Source organism: Bradyrhizobium sp. UNPA324 (genome assembly GCF_006658635.1).
GTDB classification, from domain to species: Bacteria; Pseudomonadota; Alphaproteobacteria; order Rhizobiales; family Xanthobacteraceae; genus Bradyrhizobium; species Bradyrhizobium nanningense.
Map to the genome: position 1 here is coordinate 6,356,285 of NZ_LFJD01000004.1, position 19,059 is coordinate 6,375,343.

General features: G+C 64.5%; 18 protein-coding genes. 9 read left to right on the top strand and 9 right to left on the bottom strand.

The genetic code is table 11. From position 1 onward, the window contains the following. Positions 1-13 precede the first annotated feature (13 nt). Positions 14-1,030 carry a carbon-nitrogen hydrolase family protein gene (locus UNPA324_RS30475; RefSeq protein ID WP_128920545.1) on the bottom strand — a complete coding sequence of 339 codons (1,017 nt, stop codon included), beginning with the start codon at positions 1,028-1,030 and terminating at the stop codon, positions 14-16. Positions 1,031-1,218: 188 nt separating this feature from the next. Between UNPA324_RS30475 and UNPA324_RS30480 the strand changes: the two genes are divergently transcribed. The 6 genes from UNPA324_RS30480 (at position 1,219) to UNPA324_RS30500 (ending at position 5,746) form a co-directional block, all read left to right on the top strand. Continuing rightward, entirely contained in the window at positions 1,219-2,175 is a 957-nt protein-coding gene (locus UNPA324_RS30480) for an AraC-like ligand-binding domain-containing protein (RefSeq protein WP_141937622.1), read from the top strand. A gap of 99 nt (positions 2,176-2,274) precedes the next feature. Then, entirely contained in the window at positions 2,275-2,511 is a 237-nt protein-coding gene (locus tag UNPA324_RS30485) for a hypothetical protein (protein ID WP_128920543.1), read from the top strand. Between the two features lie 115 nt (positions 2,512-2,626). Further along, complete coding sequence (locus UNPA324_RS30490) at positions 2,627-3,652, top strand: aldo/keto reductase (RefSeq protein ID WP_164936396.1); 1,026 nt, start codon at positions 2,627-2,629, stop codon at positions 3,650-3,652. A 66-nt stretch (positions 3,653-3,718) separates the two neighbouring features. After that, entirely contained in the window at positions 3,719-3,883 is a 165-nt protein-coding gene (locus tag UNPA324_RS35415; RefSeq protein WP_164936395.1) for a hypothetical protein, read from the top strand. 12 nt (positions 3,884-3,895) lie between these two features. Continuing rightward, on the top strand, positions 3,896-4,234 hold the full coding sequence (locus tag UNPA324_RS30495; RefSeq protein WP_141937624.1) for a c-type cytochrome: 339 nt from the start codon (positions 3,896-3,898) through the stop codon (positions 4,232-4,234). A gap of 90 nt (positions 4,235-4,324) precedes the next feature. Further along, positions 4,325-5,746, top strand: a complete 1,422-nt coding sequence (locus UNPA324_RS30500; protein ID WP_141937626.1) for an MFS transporter — start codon at positions 4,325-4,327, stop codon at positions 5,744-5,746. Positions 5,747-5,818: 72 nt separating this feature from the next. Here the strand turns inward: UNPA324_RS30500 and clpA are convergent, their stop codons facing one another. After that, a complete protein-coding gene (gene clpA, locus UNPA324_RS30505) occupies positions 5,819-8,227 on the bottom strand; it encodes an ATP-dependent Clp protease ATP-binding subunit ClpA (RefSeq protein ID WP_128920539.1) in 2,409 nt (802 codons plus the stop codon). A 284-nt stretch (positions 8,228-8,511) separates the two neighbouring features. After that, positions 8,512-8,844: an ATP-dependent Clp protease adapter ClpS gene (clpS, locus tag UNPA324_RS30510; protein ID WP_026202494.1), complete on the bottom strand. Its 333-nt coding sequence runs from the start codon at positions 8,842-8,844 to the stop codon at positions 8,512-8,514. Positions 8,845-9,326: 482 nt separating this feature from the next. On the opposite strand from clpS, the gene UNPA324_RS30515 reads away from it, so the two are divergent. Next, a complete protein-coding gene (locus UNPA324_RS30515; RefSeq protein ID WP_141937628.1) occupies positions 9,327-10,679 on the top strand; it encodes a vWA domain-containing protein in 1,353 nt (450 codons plus the stop codon). Positions 10,680-10,753: 74 nt separating this feature from the next. On the opposite strand, the gene UNPA324_RS30520 is transcribed toward UNPA324_RS30515, so the two are convergent. Continuing rightward, positions 10,754-11,092, bottom strand: a complete 339-nt coding sequence (locus UNPA324_RS30520) for a phasin family protein (RefSeq protein WP_128920536.1) — start codon at positions 11,090-11,092, stop codon at positions 10,754-10,756. 387 nt (positions 11,093-11,479) lie between these two features. Between UNPA324_RS30520 and UNPA324_RS30525 the strand changes: the two genes are divergently transcribed. Continuing rightward, complete coding sequence (locus tag UNPA324_RS30525) at positions 11,480-13,324, top strand: D-alanyl-D-alanine carboxypeptidase (protein ID WP_141937630.1); 1,845 nt, start codon at positions 11,480-11,482, stop codon at positions 13,322-13,324. Positions 13,325-13,572: 248 nt separating this feature from the next. On the opposite strand, the gene UNPA324_RS30530 is transcribed toward UNPA324_RS30525, so the two are convergent. The 4 genes from UNPA324_RS30530 to UNPA324_RS30545 form a co-directional block, all read right to left on the bottom strand. Next, positions 13,573-14,298, bottom strand: coding sequence for a DnaJ domain-containing protein (locus UNPA324_RS30530; RefSeq protein WP_128920534.1), 726 nt, complete (start codon positions 14,296-14,298; stop codon positions 13,573-13,575). A 72-nt stretch (positions 14,299-14,370) separates the two neighbouring features. Then, positions 14,371-15,120, bottom strand: coding sequence for a vWA domain-containing protein (locus tag UNPA324_RS30535; RefSeq protein WP_128920533.1), 750 nt, complete (start codon positions 15,118-15,120; stop codon positions 14,371-14,373). Positions 15,121-15,254: 134 nt separating this feature from the next. After that, positions 15,255-16,115 carry an alpha/beta fold hydrolase gene (locus tag UNPA324_RS30540; RefSeq protein WP_128920532.1) on the bottom strand — a complete coding sequence of 287 codons (861 nt, stop codon included), beginning with the start codon at positions 16,113-16,115 and terminating at the stop codon, positions 15,255-15,257. A gap of 339 nt (positions 16,116-16,454) precedes the next feature. Beyond that, on the bottom strand, positions 16,455-17,378 hold the full coding sequence (locus tag UNPA324_RS30545; protein WP_141937632.1) for a division plane positioning ATPase MipZ: 924 nt from the start codon (positions 17,376-17,378) through the stop codon (positions 16,455-16,457). A 281-nt stretch (positions 17,379-17,659) separates the two neighbouring features. On the opposite strand from UNPA324_RS30545, the gene panC reads away from it, so the two are divergent. Continuing rightward, complete coding sequence (panC, locus tag UNPA324_RS30550) at positions 17,660-18,511, top strand: pantoate--beta-alanine ligase (RefSeq protein ID WP_141937634.1); 852 nt, start codon at positions 17,660-17,662, stop codon at positions 18,509-18,511. Between the two features lie 83 nt (positions 18,512-18,594). Here the strand turns inward: panC and UNPA324_RS30555 are convergent, their stop codons facing one another. Further along, positions 18,595-19,035: a DUF1489 family protein gene (locus UNPA324_RS30555; RefSeq protein WP_141937636.1), complete on the bottom strand. Its 441-nt coding sequence runs from the start codon at positions 19,033-19,035 to the stop codon at positions 18,595-18,597. Positions 19,036-19,059: the final 24 nt, after the last annotated feature.

Here is a 19,059-nt window from a genome sequence, read left to right on the forward strand (position 1 = left end):
TCGATCGCAATGATCAGCTTGCCGCCGCGGCAATGTCCGTGGGCTCGACGGTATCCGCCGGCAACGCGAACTGCTCGACGCGCTGGTACCGTTTCTTGTTCAGAAGCAGCCGCGTCACGTCGGGGCGCGAATAATGGCCGGCCGGATCTGCCGCGTTCTTGGCGACGCCGATTGCGCCGAGATCGATCTCGGCGATCAGCAATCCCTCCTGGTCCGGCGCCAGCTTGTCGCCGATCTGGCTGCCGTCGGGGCCATAGATCGCGGCAAAGCCGCCGCCGGCATGCAGCAGCGCGTGCTTGTCGGGCCGGTCGCAGAGCTCGTCGATCATTCCTTGCGACACCGTCGCGCAAGGCGCGAGCACGAAACAGGACCCTTCGACCGCATAGACGCGCGAGGCGGCATTGTTGACCTCGGCGCCCAATGCCGGCGCAAAGGGATCGTAAAGCGAGAAGCTGGGCCAGGCCGCGACATGCACCTGCTCGTTCTGGGCATACATCGCGTATTTGGACAGCGGCTGCAGATGCTCCCAGCAGCACAGTGCGCCGACACGGCCGATGTCGGGCCGCGCATGGACGGCAAGATCGCTGCCGTCGCCCTCGCCATAGACGGTGCGCTCGGCATGGGTCGGCCGCAGCTTGCGGCGTTTGGCGATGGTCTCGCCGTCGGGCCCGATCAGCCATTGCGCCAGATAGAGGCTGCCGCCGTCGCGCTCGGACAGGCCAATCACGGCGGTGAGTTGCGCTTTCCGCACTTCGGCGCGCAGCCGCTCGGCCTGCGGGCTGTCATAGGACAGCGAATTGTCGAAATAGCGCTGCACGAAGCCGCGCCCGATCGCCCAGGCCGGTGAATCCATCCAGATGTGCCAGGGATAACCTGGGATGAAGGCCTCCGGGAAGGCGATCAGCTTGGCCCCCTTCTCGGCGGCTTCCCTGATCAGCGCGACCGACTTGTCGATCGAGCCGTCGAGGTCGAGCCAGGCCGGTGCCGCCTGCACCACCGCCACCTTGTATTTCGGATGTTCGATGCCCATTGCCGCCTCCCTTGCCGGTTGATCGGAAGCCATCTCCGATGCAGTCTATTGGGCCAAAGCGGACCATCGGACGCTCGACCGCGGCGGAACAAAAACTCGACCGGACGGAATTCCTGCCGGTACGGGATTTGCCTCCGGGCAGGCTAGAGCCCCGCGATTTTGCTGGATGCGAAAGGGAGGCTGTCCAGATGCCAATCCAGTTCACGACGGACGGCAGCCCGGGCTATCGGCGGCTCGCGCTCTGGCAGGACATCGTCTGCGACGTCTTTGTCGGGCTTGACTGCAAGTCCGATCTCGGCAGCGCCTTTCGCGGTTCGGTGACGCAGGCTTCGCTCGGCAAGGCGGTGTGCTCGGAGGTCTGCTCCGATCGCCAGCATGTGTTTCGCACGCCCTCCCGCATTGCGCGCTCGGATCAGGATTTCATCCTGATCGCGCTCGGCCACCGCGGCGACGGCGGCGTGGTGCAGGACGGTCGCGAAACCGTGATTCATCCCGGCGAGTTTGCACTCTACGACACCACGCGCCCTTATGAGCTGAAGTTCAACGACGCTTTCACCCAGACCATCTTCAAGGTGCCGCGCCAGATGCTGCAGCGCCGGCTCGGCGGCACCGAGACGCTGACCGCGCTGTCGTTCGGTACCGAGGCCCCGCTCGAGCGGCTCGCCTACGATTTCATCTTCCGGCTTTGCCAGAGCGCTGACCGGCTCGCATCCGACAACGCCGCGGCGTTGTCGGAGCAAGCCGTCGATCTGCTCGCGATGGCGCTGAGCGAGCGCCTCGGCAAGACGTCGCTGCCGTCCTCGACCCACCGCTCGGCGCTGCTCTACCGGCTCAAGGCGCACGTCCGCGCCCATCTCGCCGATCCCGACCTTTCGCTCGCTGAGACCGCGGCCGCGCTCGGCATCTCGCCGCGCTACGTGAACGACCTGCTCGCCGACGAAGAGACCTCGTTCCAACGGTTCGTCCTCGCCGAACGCCTCGCCCACTGCCGGCGCGACCTCGTCTCGCCCCTGCTCGTCCATCGCCACATCAGCGAGATCGCCTTCGCCTGGGGCTTCAACGACCTCTCGCATTTCGGCCGCGTCTTCCGCGAGCATTTTGGCATGTCACCGCGCGACTTCAGGCAAAGCCAGTTGCGGCATTGAGATCCGGACAGCCATTGGCTGGAGCCTTCGCTCGGAGCGAAGGCAGTGCTCGTGAATTCCAGATTGTCAGACCCTGCCGGCTGCATCAGGCTGGCGCGCATGAGGACTGACGCTACCATGAGCGGAACGGAGGTGTTGCTGAGCGTCATCGCGATCCGGCTTGCGGTGCTGGTCGTGGTGGGGTGGGGTTTGACTCTCCTGCAGCCGCAGGCGCGCAATCGTGAGCTCGGCTGCGTTCCCTCATCCGTGGTAAGGGACGATGCGAAACTTCCGGCGCAGACCATCGGCCCGCGCCTCGTTGATGCCGCCTTCGACGATATGCTTCGTCACGATTAGGGCGTTCCCGAGCAAGGCCGCCATGTGAGCCTGTGATAGGACAAGCCGCTTGCTTGCGCTAACTTCGGCGCCAAGGCCGCAACGATCAATCAGCAGGCAGCCGAGGAGCATATCGATGGAATACCGACGCTTGGGCCGGTCAGGCCTCATGGTGCCCGCCCTGAGCCTTGGCACCGGCACTTTCGGCGGCGTCGGCCGCCTCGCTGCGTGGGGGACGACGGACGCGACCGAAGCGCGGCGCCTGCTGGATATCTGCCTCGAGGCCGGCGTGTCGATGTTCGACACCGCGAATGTCTATTCGCTCGGCGAATCCGAGCGCGTGCTCGGCGAAGCCGTCAAGGGCCGCCGCGACAAGGTGCTGATCTCGACCAAGGCCACTTTCCGCTTCGGCGACGGCCCCAACGACATCGGCTCGTCGCGGCAGCATCTGCTCGCCGCCATCGATGGTTCGCTGCGCCGGCTCGGCACCGACTACATCGATCTGTTCCAGCTTCATGGCTTCGACGCCTTCACGCCGCCCGAAGAGGTGCTCTCAACGCTTGATGTGCTCGTGCGCGCCGGCAAGATCCGCTACGTCGGCGTTTCGAATTTCTCGGGCTGGCACCTGATGAAATCGCTTGCACTTGCCGACAAGCACGGCTTTCCGCGCTACGTCGCCAACCAGACCTATTATTCACTGATCGGACGCGACTACGAATGGGAGTTGATGCCGCTCGGCCTCGACCAGGGGCTGGGCGCGGTGGTCTGGTCGCCGCTCGGATGGGGGCGCCTCACCGGCAAGATCCGCCGGGGTCAGCCGAAGCCCGAGGTGAGCCGCCTGCCGAAGACGGCCGAGTTCGGCCCGCCCGTGCCGGACGAGCACGTCTATCGCGTGGTCGATGCGATCGACGAGGTCGCGAAGGAAACGGGCAAGAGCGTGTCGCAGATCGCGCTGAACTGGCTGCTGCAGCGCCCCACAGTGTCGACGCTGATCATCGGCGCGCGCAACGAGACGCAGCTGCGCGAAAATCTCGGCGCGATCGGCTGGTCGCTGACCAAGGAGCAGGTTGCCAAGCTCGATGCGGCGAGCAAGGTCACGCTGCCCTATCCCTACTGGCACCAGAGGACGACGTTCACCGACCGCAATCCGCCGGCGGTCTAGGACCCTTGAGCTGCATCAAGCGCGCTTGCGTCGGCCATGACATTCTACGGCCGTCGCGAGGCTCCGATGCGCCGATTTGCCATGAAGGTCCTGTTCACAGCCCTCAGTCTGGGCCGCGCCGAGCGGACGCGGATCGATTGGGATCGCTACATCCTGGTCATCTCCACAGGGGTAACGATCGCCTTGATCACACTCTACGTCTGGGCCAAGGCAACCTCGCGCTGGGAATGACGGGAGTGCCTGATGAATAGGGTCGTACCGGCGTTGCTGGCCGTCAGCATTCTGTGGAGCACCGCGAGTCAAGCCCTGGACCTCGAACAGCGGCGCGCCGAAGCAATGCTGCAACGGATGTGCGCGCGTTGCCACGCAGTTGGCAGGGCTGGCACGAGCCGGAATGAGTTGGCACCGCCTTTCCGGAACCTCGGCGAGAACAAACTCTACGACCCCGACTTCATGCAGCGCCTCCAGGACGGCTACAGCAGCATTCACCGCTCCATGCCGACGGCTCGATTCGGCCGCGACGACGCCGAGGCCGTGGTAAGCTACCTCAGGGCGATTCAGGAGCCGCGGAAGCCGAAATAGGAGCTCAAACGGCTACGGCTTTGGCTGGAACCATCCCGGGTCGGACCAAGTTGCGGAGCAGCACCGCATCTCAACCGAACACGTCTCACGATGTCGTCAACCACGATCGAGCATGCCGACGGCCTGCCGCAGCCGCAGCGCAAGCAGGCGGTGCTGACGATTGCACTCGGCATCATCATGGCGGTGGTCGACAGCGCCATCGCCAATGTCGCGCTGCCGACGATCGCGGCCGACTTGGACGCGAGTCCGGCCTTCTCGATCTGGATCGTCAACGGCTACCAGCTCGCGATCACGATCGCGCTGCTGCCGCTGGCCTCGCTCGGCGAGATCGTCGGCTATCGCCGCGTCTATCTGGTCGGGCTGGTGCTGTTCACGCTGGCGTCCGCCTTCTGCGCGCTGGCGCATACGTTGCCGCTGCTGACGGTCGCGCGCATCATCCAGGGCTTTGGCGCCGCCGGCATCATGAGCGTCAATTCGGCGCTGGTGCGCTTCACCTATCCGCGCAATCTGCTCGGCCGCGGCATCGGACTTAACGCGCTCGTAGTCGCTTTCTCCGCCGCAATCGGCCCGACGCTCGCCGCGGGCATCCTCGCGGTGGGAAGCTGGCCCTGGTTGTTTGCCATCAACGTGCCGCTCGGCGCGGTGACGCTGCTGGTCGGCTTGCGCAGCCTGCCGCACACCATGCCTGCCAGCCATTCGTTCGACTGGCAGAGCGCGGGGCTTTCCGCGATCACGTTCGGTGTCGGCATCGCCGCGGTCGACAGCGTCGGTCACGGCGAGGCAGCGATCACCTGCCTGATCCAGTTCGCCATCGCCATCGTCGCCGGTGCGCTGCTGATCTGGCGCGAGACCCACATGACCTCGCCGCTCCTGCCGGTCGATCTGCTGCGCATCCCGGTGTTCGCCCTGTCGATTGCAACCTCGATCGCCTCGTTCTGCGGACAGATGCTCGCCTTCGTCGCGATCCCCTTCTACCTCCAGAGCCGCTTCGGCTATTCGGCGGTGCATATGGGCCTTTTGATCACGCCATGGCCGATCGCGGTGGCGTTCGCGGCTCCCCTCGCCGGCCGCCTGGTCGAGCGTTATCCGGCTGGCCTGCTCGGCGGCATCGGGCTCACGCTGTTCGCCTGCGGCCTTGCCGCGCTCGCGCTCCTGCCCGCGGACCCGACGCCGTTCGACGTGATCTGGCGCATGGCGCTGGCGGGCGCCGGCTTCGGCCTGTTCCAGACCCCCAACAACCGCACCATGATCGCGGCCGCCCCGCGCGAGCGCGCGGGCGGGGCCAGCGGCATGCTGGGCACGGCGCGCCTGCTCGGCCAGACCACCGGCGCTGCGCTGGTGGCGCTGCTGCTCGGTCGCTATCCGGTCGAGGGGACCAGGCTGGCCCTCCTCGCGGGCGTCGGATTTGCGCTCTGCGGCGCGGTCCTGAGCATGCTGCGACTGTCCCCGGCCGGCGCGCGCGGCGCCGAACATGTCCGTGTGCAGGACGATCAGCGCTTGCGCGGCGATTGACGGTCATCGGACGTCGAGCCGACAAAAAAGGCCGGCTTTACAGCCGACCTTTTCAACCCATATCGCTCGAGATCAAGCCTTGACCAGCGGGCCCTTCGAGGTCGGCCCCTTGGAGCCGCCGGGACCGCCCGGCTTGGACTTGCCCGGCGGACGCTTGCGGGCGCCGGGCAGCTTCTCCTGCTTCGGCGTGACCGGGCCCTCGACGAATTCGAAGCCGATCTTCTCCTTGGTCTCGTCGGCCTCGTCCTTGACGAGAACGACGCGGACGTGGCCGCCGCCCTTGAGCTTACCAAACAGCACCTCGTCGGCCAGCGGCTTCTTGATGTGCTCCTGGATCACGCGGGCCATGGGACGCGCGCCCATCTGCTCGTCGTAACCATGCTGGACCAGCCAAGCCTTCGCGGGCTCGGACAGCTCGATGGTGACGTCACGGTCGCCGAGCTGCGCTTCGAGCTGAAGCACGAACTTCTCGACCACGGTGCCGATCACCTCGACGCTGAGATGGCTGAACGAGACGATGGCATCGAGGCGGTTGCGGAATTCCGGCGCGAACTGCCGGTTGATCGCCTCGTGGTCGTCGCCTTCCCGCTTGGAGCGCGTGAACCCGAACGCCTGCTTGGCGAGATCGGAAGCGCCCGCGTTCGTGGTCATGATCAGGATTACGTTGCGGAAGTTGACCTGCTTGCCGTTGTGGTCGGTGAGCCGGCCGTGGTCCATGATCTGAAGCAGCACGTTGTAGAGGTCGGGATGCGCCTTCTCGATTTCGTCGAGCAGCACCACGCAATGCGGATGCTGGTCGACGCCGTCGGTCAAGAGGCCGCCCTGGTCGAAGCCGACATAGCCGGGAGGCGCGCCGATCAGGCGCGACACGGTGTGCCGCTCCATGTATTCGGACATGTCGAAGCGAAGGAGCTCGACGCCGAGCGACGCCGCGAGCTGCTTGGCGACTTCGGTCTTGCCGACGCCGGTCGGACCCGAGAACAGGTAGCAGCCGATCGGCTTCTCGGGCTCGCGCAGGCCGGCCCGCGCCAGCTTGATCGAGGCGGCGAGCGACTCGATCGCCTTGTCCTGGCCGAACACGGTGCGCTTCAAGGTCTGCTCGAGATGCTTGAGCACCTCGGCATCGTCCTTCGACACGCTCTTCGGCGGGATCCGCGCCATCGAGGCGATCGTGGTCTCGATCTCCTTGATGCCGATCGTCTTCTTGCGCTTGTTCTCGGCAACCAGCATTTGCGCGGCACCGGACTCGTCGATCACGTCGATCGCCTTGTCAGGCAGCTTGCGGTCGTGGATGTAGCGCGAGGAGAGCTGAACCGCAGCCTCGATCGCCTCGTTGGTGTACTTCAGCCGGTGGTAGTCCTCGAAGTACGGCTTGAGCCCCTTGAGGATCGCGATCGCGTCCTCGACCGTCGGCTCGTTGATGTCGATCTTCTGGAAGCGCCGCACCAGCGCGCGGTCCTTCTCGAAGTGCTGGCGATATTCCTTGTAGGTGGTCGAGCCCATGCAGCGGATCGTGCCCGAGGCGAGCGCAGGCTTCAGCAGGTTCGAGGCGTCCATCGCCCCGCCCGACGTCGCACCCGCACCGATCACGGTGTGGATTTCGTCGATGAACAGGATGGCGTTGGGATGCGCCTCGAGCTCCTTCAGCACCTGCTTCAGGCGCTCTTCGAAATCACCGCGATAGCGCGTGCCCGCGAGCAGCGTGCCCATGTCCAGCGAGAACACCGTGGCAGCTGCCAGCACCTCCGGCACTTCGCTGTCGACGATACGCTTGGCGAGGCCTTCGGCGATCGCGGTCTTGCCGACGCCGGCTTCGCCGACGAACAACGGATTGTTCTTCTGCCGGCGGCACAGCACCTGGATCGCGCGGTTGATCTCGGAATTGCGTCCGATCACCGGATCGATCTTGCCGTCGCGCGCCTTCTTGTTGAGGTTGACGCAATAGGTCTCGAGCGCCTCGCCCTTCTTCTTGGCGTCCTCGTTGCCCTTGGCCTCGGTCTCCTCGTCGACGCCGCGAACGGGGCGCGCCTCGGAGACACCCGGCCGCTTGGCAATGCCGTGGCTGATGTAGTTGACCGCGTCATAGCGCGTCATGTCCTGCTCCTGCAGGAAGTACGCGGCATGGCTCTCGCGCTCGGCGAAGATCGCGATCAGCACGTTGGCGCCGGTCACCTCTTCGCGACCGGAGGATTGCACGTGGATGACCGCGCGCTGGATCACGCGCTGGAAACCGGCGGTCGGCTTGGCGTCGTCGGCGCCATCGGTCACCAGGTTCTCGAATTCGGTCTCAAGATAATTGACGAGGCTCGTACGGAGCTTGTCGAGATCGACGCTACAGGCGCGCATGACGGCGGCTGCATCGGAGTCGTCGATCAGGGAGAGCAAGAGATGCTCGAGCGTCGCGTATTGGTGATGACGCTCGTTTGCGATCGCCAGCGCACGATGCAGGGATTGTTCAAGGCTTTGGGAAAAAGTCGGCATTCGCGTCCTCTATGGCCCCCACCATCATGGTCGTGATCGCCCGGTCAGGCAACAACAACCTTTGTCACATATAGTTATACAAGACCGCGGCGAAAGACCGGTTCCCGCGACTCGGCGACTCCACAGCTGTGGTATTTTTCGATGCAAAACCCATTCCGAATTGGGCGGGAGCGGCGCCGGCGCGGAATTCCGTAGTTTTGCCGACTGCGACGCACCTCGTGCGCACAGGCCTCACGCGACGCTCACACTGCGACCGACACAAGGGCCAGCGTCAAACGCACCGTCTACTTCTTTTCCATCACGCATTGCAGCGGATGCTGGTGCTTACGGGCGAAATCCATCACCTGCGTCACCTTGGTCTCGGCGATCTCGTAGGTGAAGACGCCGCACTCTCCGATGCCGTGATGATGGACGTGCAGCATGATCTTGGTCGCGGCCTCGATGTCCTTGTTGAAGAACTTCTCCAGCACGTGGACGACGAACTCCATCGGCGTGTAGTCGTCGTTCAGGATCAGCACGCGGTAGAGGTTCGGCCGTTTGGTCTTGGGCTTGACCTTGGTGATGACCGACGTGTTCGGGCCGGAGGGGTTGCCGGAACGGTTCTCGTCATTGCTCATGCGAGGAGCGTGGGCAGCGGCTGGCGCGGACAGGTCGAGTCTGGAAGTCAATTGCGGCATGGCTCAGGCGTTCAAATTCCCCACGGAAGCGAATGGCGGCCACCGCGCGACCCCGCCCTTCGGAGCCTGGCGCAGGCGCGCCGCCTTATTGGATCGCCGCTCCCGATAGATCCGATTCAAACCGGATCGTTCGCCAGCAATATGGGCCTGCCCCCGGCTCGCCGCAAGCGTGCAAGGTCCGACCGATGGCCGCGGCAGTCCCGATTCCCGGTCCGGGCGATCTGGGTCAAGGTTAATCAATCCGGACCGATTTGACAAAAACTTATGCCCCTGCCGCTTAGAATCTGTTGACCAGGAACCCAGCCATTTAACACGATTGCGACGTTTCGCCCGAGATACCCCGGTCTTCTACGGTGCGATTCACCAAGTCTTCAATGGCGTGGCGCGAAATCGGGCAAAACCACCGATTTCGGGGCACCGTCATGTTTCGCTCGCCGCTCGCCAGCCTGATTGGTCGACAGTTCGCCCGCTTCGCAGCGGCCGAGCAAGGCAATATCGCCGTGATCTTCGCGATCGCGCTGGTCCCGGTGCTGAGCTTCATCGGTGCCGCAGTGGACTATAGCCGCGCCGCCCAGGCCCGGACGTCCATGCAGGCGGCCCTCGACTCCGCCGCTCTGATGCTTTCCAAGGATCTGTCGTCCGGGACCATCACCACCTCGCAGCTCGGCACGAAGGCGCAAGCCTATGTCAACGCGCTGTTTACAGATACGTCCGCCCTGCCTTCGGTCAGCGTCGCGGCGACCTATTCGGCGAGCACCAGCATGGGCTCAACGATCCAGCTCACCGGAACTGGCACCTACACGACCACCTTCATGAAGATCGCCGGCTTTCCGACGCTCGACGTCGGCACCACGTCCACCAGCGCCTGGGGCAACGTCCGCATGCGCGTGGCCCTGGTGCTCGACAACACCGGCTCGATGGCCCAGGACGGCAAGATGGGGGCGATGCAGACGGCTGCGAAGAATCTGGTCGACCAACTCAGCGCGCTCGCCAAGACTACCGGCGATGTCTACATCTCGATCGTTCCGTTCGCCAAGGACGTCAATGTCGGCGCCAGCAACTACAATAAGAGCTGGATCGATTTCAGCGATTGGGATGCCGCCAACGGCAGCTGGAGCTGCACGTCGGGCAACTACAACAACTGCAACAATTGGAAATGGACGCCGGCCAACCACAACACCTGGACCGGGTGCGTGGTCGATCGCGATCAGGACTACGACACCAAGAACACCACGCCGACGAGCAGCAATGTGGGGACGCTCTTCCCCGCCGACCAGTACTCCTACTGCAGCACGAGCAGCTGGTCCTACCTGCAACCGATCATGCCGTTGAGCTACGACTGGACCGCGCTCAAGAGCCGGATCGACGCCATGAAGCCTACGGGCAACACCAACCAGGGCATCGGCCTCGCCTGGGGGTGGATGACACTATCGACCGGCGATCCCATGAACGCGCCGGCCAAAGACACCAATTACACCTACAAGGACGCGATCGTGCTGCTTTCCGACGGTCTGAACACGCAGAACCGCTGGTACAGCAACGCCTCGCAGATCGACGCGCGGCAGAAGAAGCTGTGCGACAATGCCAAGGCCCAGCCCTACAACATCACGATCTACACCGTGCAGGTGAACACCGGCAGCGATCCGACCTCGAGCGTGCTGCAATATTGCGCCAGCAGCACCGACAAATTCTATCTGGTCACGTCGGCCAGCCAGACCGTCTCGGTGTTCAAGGACATCGGCACCTCGCTGTCGAAGCTGCGCGTGGCGCGCTGACCGAGTGACCGCGAGCAAACAAAAAGCCCGGCTGGATCAGCCGGGCTTTTCGATTCCAGGATATCCTGAAAACGTTACTGGGCGGCCGGGGTGAACTTCGACACGATGGTCTCGACCGGCTTGAACGCCTGCTTGGCGAGGTCGCTGTAGAGGCCGGCGATCTTCTGCGATTCCGCAACGAAGGTCTCGTAGGCGGAACGGGCGAAATCGGTCTGCGCTTCCATCGCCTTGTCCAGCGACTTCACGCCGGAAAGCTTCTCGACGAAGGACTTGGTGTCTTCGAACGACTTCTTGGTGTAGTCGCCATAGGCACTGGCGATCGCCTGGAGGCCATGCTGCACCGAGGTCGCGGAAGCGACACACTGCTCGAATTGCTCTTTCCCGTAGTTCTGAAAGTCTTCAACCTTGAACATTTCGGAATCCTTTTCCCTGGCTCGCGTCGGAAGCCCCGGCTCCCTGACTCTGCCCATTATTAGTGCAACGCACAAATAAGTCAAGAATATTTGTGCGTCGCACAAAATTCGACGCAAATCGCGGAGATTCCCGGGGTTTCCCGCAAGGGTTCCTTAAGCTTTTGGAAACCGCGGCCCCCTACCCTGATTCCCGGACGTGTTCAGCTACCGCAGACGGTCAAAAGCCGTTTGAGAACATCACCTTAGCCAGAATAGCGGCTCAGGTCCAACGTCTCCCGCGGCGAACACCAGCGGAGGGACAGCCTGAGCAGGTAATGATCCCGGGTCCAATGGGCACAATTTCGCCTCACGAGCCGGTGATCTAGTCAGAAACGGGGACGGGGTTCCATGCTTCGCAAAAACTTGTCTTCCTCGCGCTTGGCGCGGGTTGGCGTTTTCGGGCTTCTTACGATCACCACCGCGGTCATCTTCACCACCGATGCCGCCGAGGCACGGCGCCATCGCCGCCACTATGCGCACCACCGGGTGCAGCGCGATGTGTCCGAGAGCTCCAGCCCGAAATTCGCGTCCATCATCGTCGACGGCAATTCGGGTGCGGTGCTGCAGGCAACGAGCCCCGACGGGATCCGCCACCCCGCCTCGCTGACCAAGATCATGACGCTCTATCTCCTGTTCGAGCGCCTTGAGTCCGGCAAGATGAAGCTCGACACCGAGATGCCGGTGTCCCAGCACGCCGCCGACCAGGATCCGACCAAGTTGAACCTGCGTGCCGGCCAGACCATCCGTGTCGAGGACGCGATCAAGGGTCTCGTCACCCGCTCCGCCAACGACGCCGCGGTGGTGATCGCGGAAGCGATTGCCGGCGACGAGGACGACTTTGCCCAGATGATGACGCGCAAGGCGCGCGCGCTCGGCATGTCCAGGACGGTGTACCGCAACGCCAACGGCCTTCCCAACGACGAGCAGGTCACGACCGCGCGCGACCAGGCAACGCTCGGCCGTGCCATCCAGGAGCGCTTCCCGCGCTACTATCGTTATTTCGCGACCTCCACGTTCAACTGGCGTGGACAGTCGATCCGCAATCACAATCACCTGCTCGGCAGCGTCGAGGGCGTGGACGGCATCAAGACGGGCTACACCCGCGCCTCCGGCTTCAACCTCGTCACCTCGATGCGCCGCGGCAACCGCCATCTGATCGGCGTCGTGCTTGGCGGCCGCAGCGGCGGCTCGCGCGATGCCATCATGCGCAACCTGCTCGCGGAGAATCTCGATAAGGGTGCGACCACTCACACCGTCGCCGCGGTCACCGAGCGCAACGGCGCCGACACCGCCACCGATGTTGCTGCCGCCTCGGATACTCCGCCGGCCCGTCCCGCTGCGCAGGTCCAGGCCGCGGCCCCTGCGCCCGAATCCGCCCCGTCTCGTCTCGCTGCCCGCCTGTCGACGCTTGCTGCCGCAACGGCCGCGGTGCCACCGTCCCCGCCCAAGCCGGAAACCAGCAAGCCCGAGGTTCGGCCGACGGAATCCAAGATCGAGCCCGCGCCGCTCACCAATGGCGTGATCTCGAGCCAGCCGCTCTCCATCATCCCCGGCTCGTCCGAGCCGATGAAGCCGGTGCGGGTCAAGACGGTTCAGGTCAAGGCCGGCGCCGTGAAGGTCGCCTCGGCCGCCCCCGCCCAGGTTGCCCCGCCGGTCACCAGCACCATCCCGTCCCGTTCCGACGTCGCAGAAACCTCCGGCGCCGTGGTCGCCCGGGCCGACCTCATCAACAAGCCCGAGATCGTCAGCCAGGCGGAAGCGCCGAAGGCCGAGGTCGCCCGCACCGAGATGCCGCGGCAGCCGGCCGGCTTCGGCACCGGCAACGGGATCCTCGGCGTGCTGCCCGCCACAGCGGCCGCCGCGCCAGCCCCGGCCGCTCCGAAGCTCGCCTCCGCCGATCCGATGCCGGTCCAGATGAGCGCCACCACCAAGCCGGCCGCCACCCACAACGGCTGGATCGTCCAGGTCGGCGCGCTCGAGAGCGAGAACGAAGCCCAGCAGCGTATCGACGCCGCGCGCAGCTCGGCCCGCGGCCTGCTCAGCAGGGCCGATCCGTTCACCGAGCCCGTTGTCGCAAAGGACAATCGCAAGCTCTATCGCGCCCGCTTCGCCGGCCTCGAGCGCGACCAAGCCGAAGCGGTCTGCCGCACCCTGAAGCGCGCCGAGATTTCCTGCATCACCGTCCGCAACTGATCTCGTTTCCCGTTCCCGACGAAATGCCCGCGCCTTGCGCGGGCATTTTCGTTTGGGGGGACGCGTTCGTTGTGCGGACGCGGTGACGGGATCACGACAAGGCTATTCCGCGACAACCTCTCGTCAAGAATTTACGGTTAAAACTTTGCTCAAGGGATCGACCACGCCGAAATGGCGGGCATCGGGGCGACGGCAAACGGAGCAAGCGGAGCTCACACGGTACGGGCGTTTGTGGCGTGGTGCCGGAGTTAGCCGTTATGCGTACGAAGCAGAGTATCCTTGGCCTCGTTTACCCGGGCAGCGAGATAGTTCGAGCCCCCCTGGTCGGGATGGAGTTTCTTCATCAAGGACTTGTGCGCCCGGCTGATGTCGTCACGCCCCGCCCCCGGCTGCAGGCCAAGGATCTGATAGGCCTCCTCCGCCGTCATTTTGCCGCTCGCCGCCGTGCGGCGCTGCCCCCCTGCCGCATCGCCCTGCGCGTTCTGACGCCAAGCGGGAAACCGGCGGTCCAGATAGCTTTCAAGTAAGGCCACGCTCTCGGCGTCGAAGGTCGGGACCATCGCCAGCAGGCTCGGAAGATCGAACTCGCCGAGATCGCGCCCGGCGTGAGGCCCGGCGACGATCTGTCCGCCAAGCTGGCCGGAATCGTGGTCGAGCCGCATATCCAGGAATTGCGAGCGCACGCGTGAGGCCTGCCCTGACGCGGGCGCGGCACCGCCGCCGAACAGTCCGCCGACATTGCCGAAGCCGGCGTTTGCCAGCGGTGTCCAGCCCAGCAGCCCGGCACCGAAAATCCCCAGCGGGATCGCCACCGCCAGCTCGCCGCGCAGGCCGGTGAACGCTGCGACTGCGAGTGCCAGCACGCCGCCACCAAATCTGATGGCACGCGCCAGCACCGCCGGGTTGGCGGCGCGGAACGTCTGGAGCAGCAGATAAAGCGTGATAACGGCGACGGCGCCGGCGAGCAGGGTCATATCGGGAATATAGTCGCCCTCGTGGCAAAATGCATGGCATGCGCCCCGCCGCGAGCGAGGACGGCCTGCGCGCTATTTCATCTGGCCGATCAGCTTGGCCGCGCCGCTCGCGGTCTTCGCCAATTTCAACAACGCCTCGCGACCGCCGGCGGCATAGGCCGCGGCTGCCCGCAGCAGCTCGCGCAACTGCGCGGCCGCGCCTGGATCGAACCGGCACCAGGCACCGCCGGTCAGGCGCGCGATCTCGCGAAAGGCCTGCTCGGCGACCGCATCATGACCTTCCTGAAACACGAACACGGGCACCTTGAGCATGCCGAGCTCGCCGGCCTTGGCGCAGAGCTCGTCGACCTTCTCCTCCATGGCATCGCCGACGAAGACGACGGCGCGCACGCCCGATGCGACCGCTTCGCGTCGCGCCTCGGTCAGCACCTTGCCGATCTGGGTATCGCCGCCGCGGCAATCGATCTTGCTCATCAAAGCCGCAAGCCTGGCGCTGTCGGAGATCCACCCCGTGGCACGGCACTCGTTGAAGCCGCGATAGTAGACGAGCCGGATATCGAGACTGCCGAGCGCCGCGGTCTCGCGGAACATGTCGGCCTGAAGCGCGCAGGCCATGTCCCAGGTGGGCTGCCGGCTCATCGTCGCGTCCAATGCGAAGATCAGCCGCCCCTTCGCGCCCGGCGCATGGGGTGACAGTGCCCGCGCCTTGGCGACGAAAGCGGCGATGTCCTCCGCGGTCGACGTTGCGGCCTGTGGCACCGCGCCGCCCGCTTGCGCCGAGACGGCATCGCCGCGGTGCGGCTTGATGGGTTCGCCCGACATCCCTTGACCCTGCGTGGACAGCTAATGTGGTCAGCGCGGGAGGCCCGGTCAATGCGCAAAGCCCCCCGCGGGCGGAGACCGGCGGGGGCTTTGAGAACGTGACGGACGACGAGGAAGAGCGTCGGCTTAGGGCATTAGCTCTTGGCAGGCGCCATCAGCGCGACCGGACCAGGCTCGAGGATGTTGGGCGGCGACGATTGCGTGTCGACCGGCGCGATCTCGCTGTCGGTCACGCTCAGGAATTTGTCGAGCATGCCCTGGATCGAGTTCTTGGCGACATCCGGACCGGTGTCGCGCATGTCATTATGCTGGAATTCGGTCTTCACAACCTGGATACCCGCCTTCTCGCATTCCTCGTCGGTCGGGAGAACGCCCGCATCGGTCTTGAACTGCGGATCCTGCGAGCGGAACGACAGGATCTTGAACTTGCCGGCGGTGACGAAGGGCACGCGCAGATTGTCAAGTGTGACGACTTTCTTGACCTCATCCGGATACTGCTTGGCAAAATACATCGTGATGTCGCCGCCCATGGAGTGGCCGACCATCGTCACCCTGGCGTAGTCGGCGTTGGGCTGAACCTTCTTCAACTCCTGCATCGCGAGATGGATGTTGGCAACGCCGCGCAGGATCTGCGGCAGCCGGCCGACATAGAGCTCGCCGGGCTTGGTGACCATCGGAGGATCCGTCGGCAAATCGTGCTGCGGGCTCACGACCATGTAGCCGCGCGCAGCGAAGATGTTGGCGAGGAAGCCGTATTCGGTGTTCTTGACGGTGTTGCCGTGATTGATCACTGCGACCGGCAGCGTGATCATGCCGGCATTGGCCTGCATTTCCTTGTCGCGGCGCACCGCGATGTCGACGGGCACCGGACGATTGTCCCGAGAGGCGTCGTAGAAGGTGATGGTCTCGTGCTTGATTGCCCACTTGCTCGCCGTGAAATAGGCGATGCCGCAGAGGGCACTGACCGAAACCAGAACGGCAATTCCACGCTTCATTTTCGTCCTCAGCCTCAGGCGTTTGCGGCCTGAATCCCTGTTGAAAATCGTGTTCTTCCGGGGCTCTTCGTCCCCTGGTCGCCTATTCGCTAATATATGTCACAGGCGCGTGACAGGAAGGCCAAATATTGTGAACCGGCAGCTCTTTCGTTGTGCGGCGCACACGTTTTCTAGGCACCCTGTTTTTCCACGGCTACGTTAGGGTGTATCTCACTATCCGACGCAACCGGTCAGGATCGGGTTCAATTTCGCGTATGCGTAGGATGAAAACGGCCAAACGCGGCTCCGGTTCCCTGAGGACCGGCCGGTTAGATCGATCGGAAGTAGCGATATACCGCCTCAGGCGCCCAGGATGTCGTGGACTTCGAGCGGCTTGTCGACCTGGTTGAACCACTCGGCCCGGTTGGCGGCGCGGCGGCGGCCGCGTTCGTCGAGCGGCAGCTTGAGCTGACGAAGCAGGCTCGTCACTTCTTCCCGCGCGGTGAGATGGCCGAGATTTGGCCGCATGCCGAGCGTGACCTCGTCGATCTCGTCGAGGGCGGTCAGGCCGCGCGGGAAAAATTCGCGGTAGACGACCCGTTCGGCGAAGCCATCGACGTAGCGGAAGCCGAGCCGCAGCGAGAGATCCTTCAGCCCCTCGGCGACCAGCTGCTTGTTGCGGGAGCCGAGCATCGACAGGCGGTTGCGCACGACGATCCAGTCGGTGGTCGAACCGTCGAGCTGGCGGCGCTTGCGCCTGACGTCGCGCACCATCTCTGCGTAATGGCTCTCGCCCGTCACCGCGTAGCTCGCGGGATCGACGGTACCGAGCACGTCGAAATCGAGGAAGCTGTCGTTGATCGGCGTGACCAGCGTGTCGGCCATCGAATGCGCAAGCCGCATCAGGTAGCTGTCGGTCCCCGGCGTATCGATGACGATGAAGTCGAAGCTGCTCTCGACCGCCGAGACCGCCTCCATGAACTGCTGGAACTCGGAATTCTCGTTCTCGGCGATCTGCATGGTCTCGCCGAGCTTGATGCAGCGATGAACCGGCAGTTCGAGGTCGAGCTTGGTGCGGCGCGCCCAGGCGGCGCGGTTGCCGATGTAGCGGGTAAAGCTCTGCTGACGGCAGTCGAGGTCGATGGTGGCGACGCGCTGGCCAGCCTTCAGGAGCGCAACCGCGATGTGCAGGGCGGTGGTCGACTTGCCGGAGCCGCCCTTCTCGTTGCCGAGCACGACCACATGCGCCGAGCCGGATTGGCCTTGGCTAGCCTGCACAAGCATGGCGATCCTCAACACCCCTGATGAATATCTTCGAGTTGGCCGCGTCTGCGGTCAAGTGAAATGCGTGACAGGCAATGCAAATCGTACTGCGCCGTTCTTCATCATGAATCGCGGCGCCAATCTTCGTCTGTGATCCAGTCTACAATGTCGCGATGTCGTGCGGCCTTGCGCGGGATGCTGTGCCGCATCCGCATGCATGGCATCCATGATCGCTGCTTGTTAAGGTTAGTCGCCCTGGGCGCAGATCACACCGCGCCGATTCCCAACCCTGCCGAGTCCTGATGTCACCAAGCCCCTTGATCGCCCGCACGGTCCCAACCTTGCGCCGCACCGTCGACACTCTTCGCAAGCGAAAGGCCACGATCGCGCTGGTCCCGACCATGGGGGCCCTCCATGACGGACATGTGTCTCTCGTCCGCCTCGCCAAGCGGCGCGCCAGCCGCGTCGTGGTCTCGATCTTCGTCAACCCGACCCAGTTCGCCCCGACCGAGGATTTCGGCGCCTATCCGCGCACCTGGAAGGCCGACATCGCCAAGCTCGCGGCCGAGGACGTCGACATCGTCTGGCATCCGGACGTCAAGGCGATGTATCCGGAGGGCTTCGCCACCCGAATCGTGCCGGAGGGGCCGGCGCTCGCCGGCCTCGAGGATCGCTTCCGCCCGCATTTCTTCGGCGGCGTCGCCACAGTCGTCGGCAAGCTGTTCACGCAGTGCCGGCCGGACTTCGCGATCTTCGGCGAAAAGGACTTTCAGCAGTTGCGGGTGGTGACGCAGATGGCGCGCGACCTCGATCTCGGCGTCAAGGTGATCGGCTCGCGCACCGTGCGCGAGCGCGACGGACTCGCGATGTCCTCCCGCAACGTCTATCTGTCGCCCGAGGAGCGGCAGACCGCCCCCATCCTTTACCGGGCCATGAAAGAGAGCGCGCGGCGGATCAAGGCCGGCGACGCCATCGCACCTGCGATGGCCGGCGGCGCCGAGATGATCAAGGCGGCGGGCTTTGCGCTCGACTATTACGAGGTCCGCCATGCCGAGACGCTGGCGCAAGTCGCCTCGCGCAAGGAGGGCCCGTTGCGGATCCTGGTCGCGGCCAAGCTCGGCAGCACGCGGCTGATCGACAATATAGGAGTCTGAAGCGCGACGACATCATCGCGCTTCAGCTTATTGTTTGAGCATGATCTCTTCGGAAAACCGCAGCGCACTTTTCCGGATCATCCTTAGAGCAGACCCAGATCGCGCAATTCGCGCCGCATCGGCTCCGGCATCGCCGCGATCGAGCCTGCGGCGGACTTGCCGAGATCGGGCGGCACGGAATCCTCGGTGAGATAGCGCCAGCCCTGGAACGGGCGCATCGGCCGCGGCGATACCGAGATCACTTTCGGCTGCATCACGATGCGGCAGCGCCCGATACCGTCCTTGTCGCGGAACGGCTCGATGCCGATGATCTTTTCCCGCGCGGCGATCTCGCCTTTGATCACCCAGTAGAGCGACCCGCCCGCGAGGATCTCGGCGTCGCGCTTGGGGACCATGCGGGTGATGTGGATGTGATGTTGCGGCAGACCCTTCTTCTTGGCGGTCTGCATCCGTTCGGCGATCCACCCCTTCAATTCCTTGACGGAGTCGCAGCCGACGGCGAGCTTGATCAGATGTAGCGGCATGCCCAAGCATTAGCCGGGCAGCAC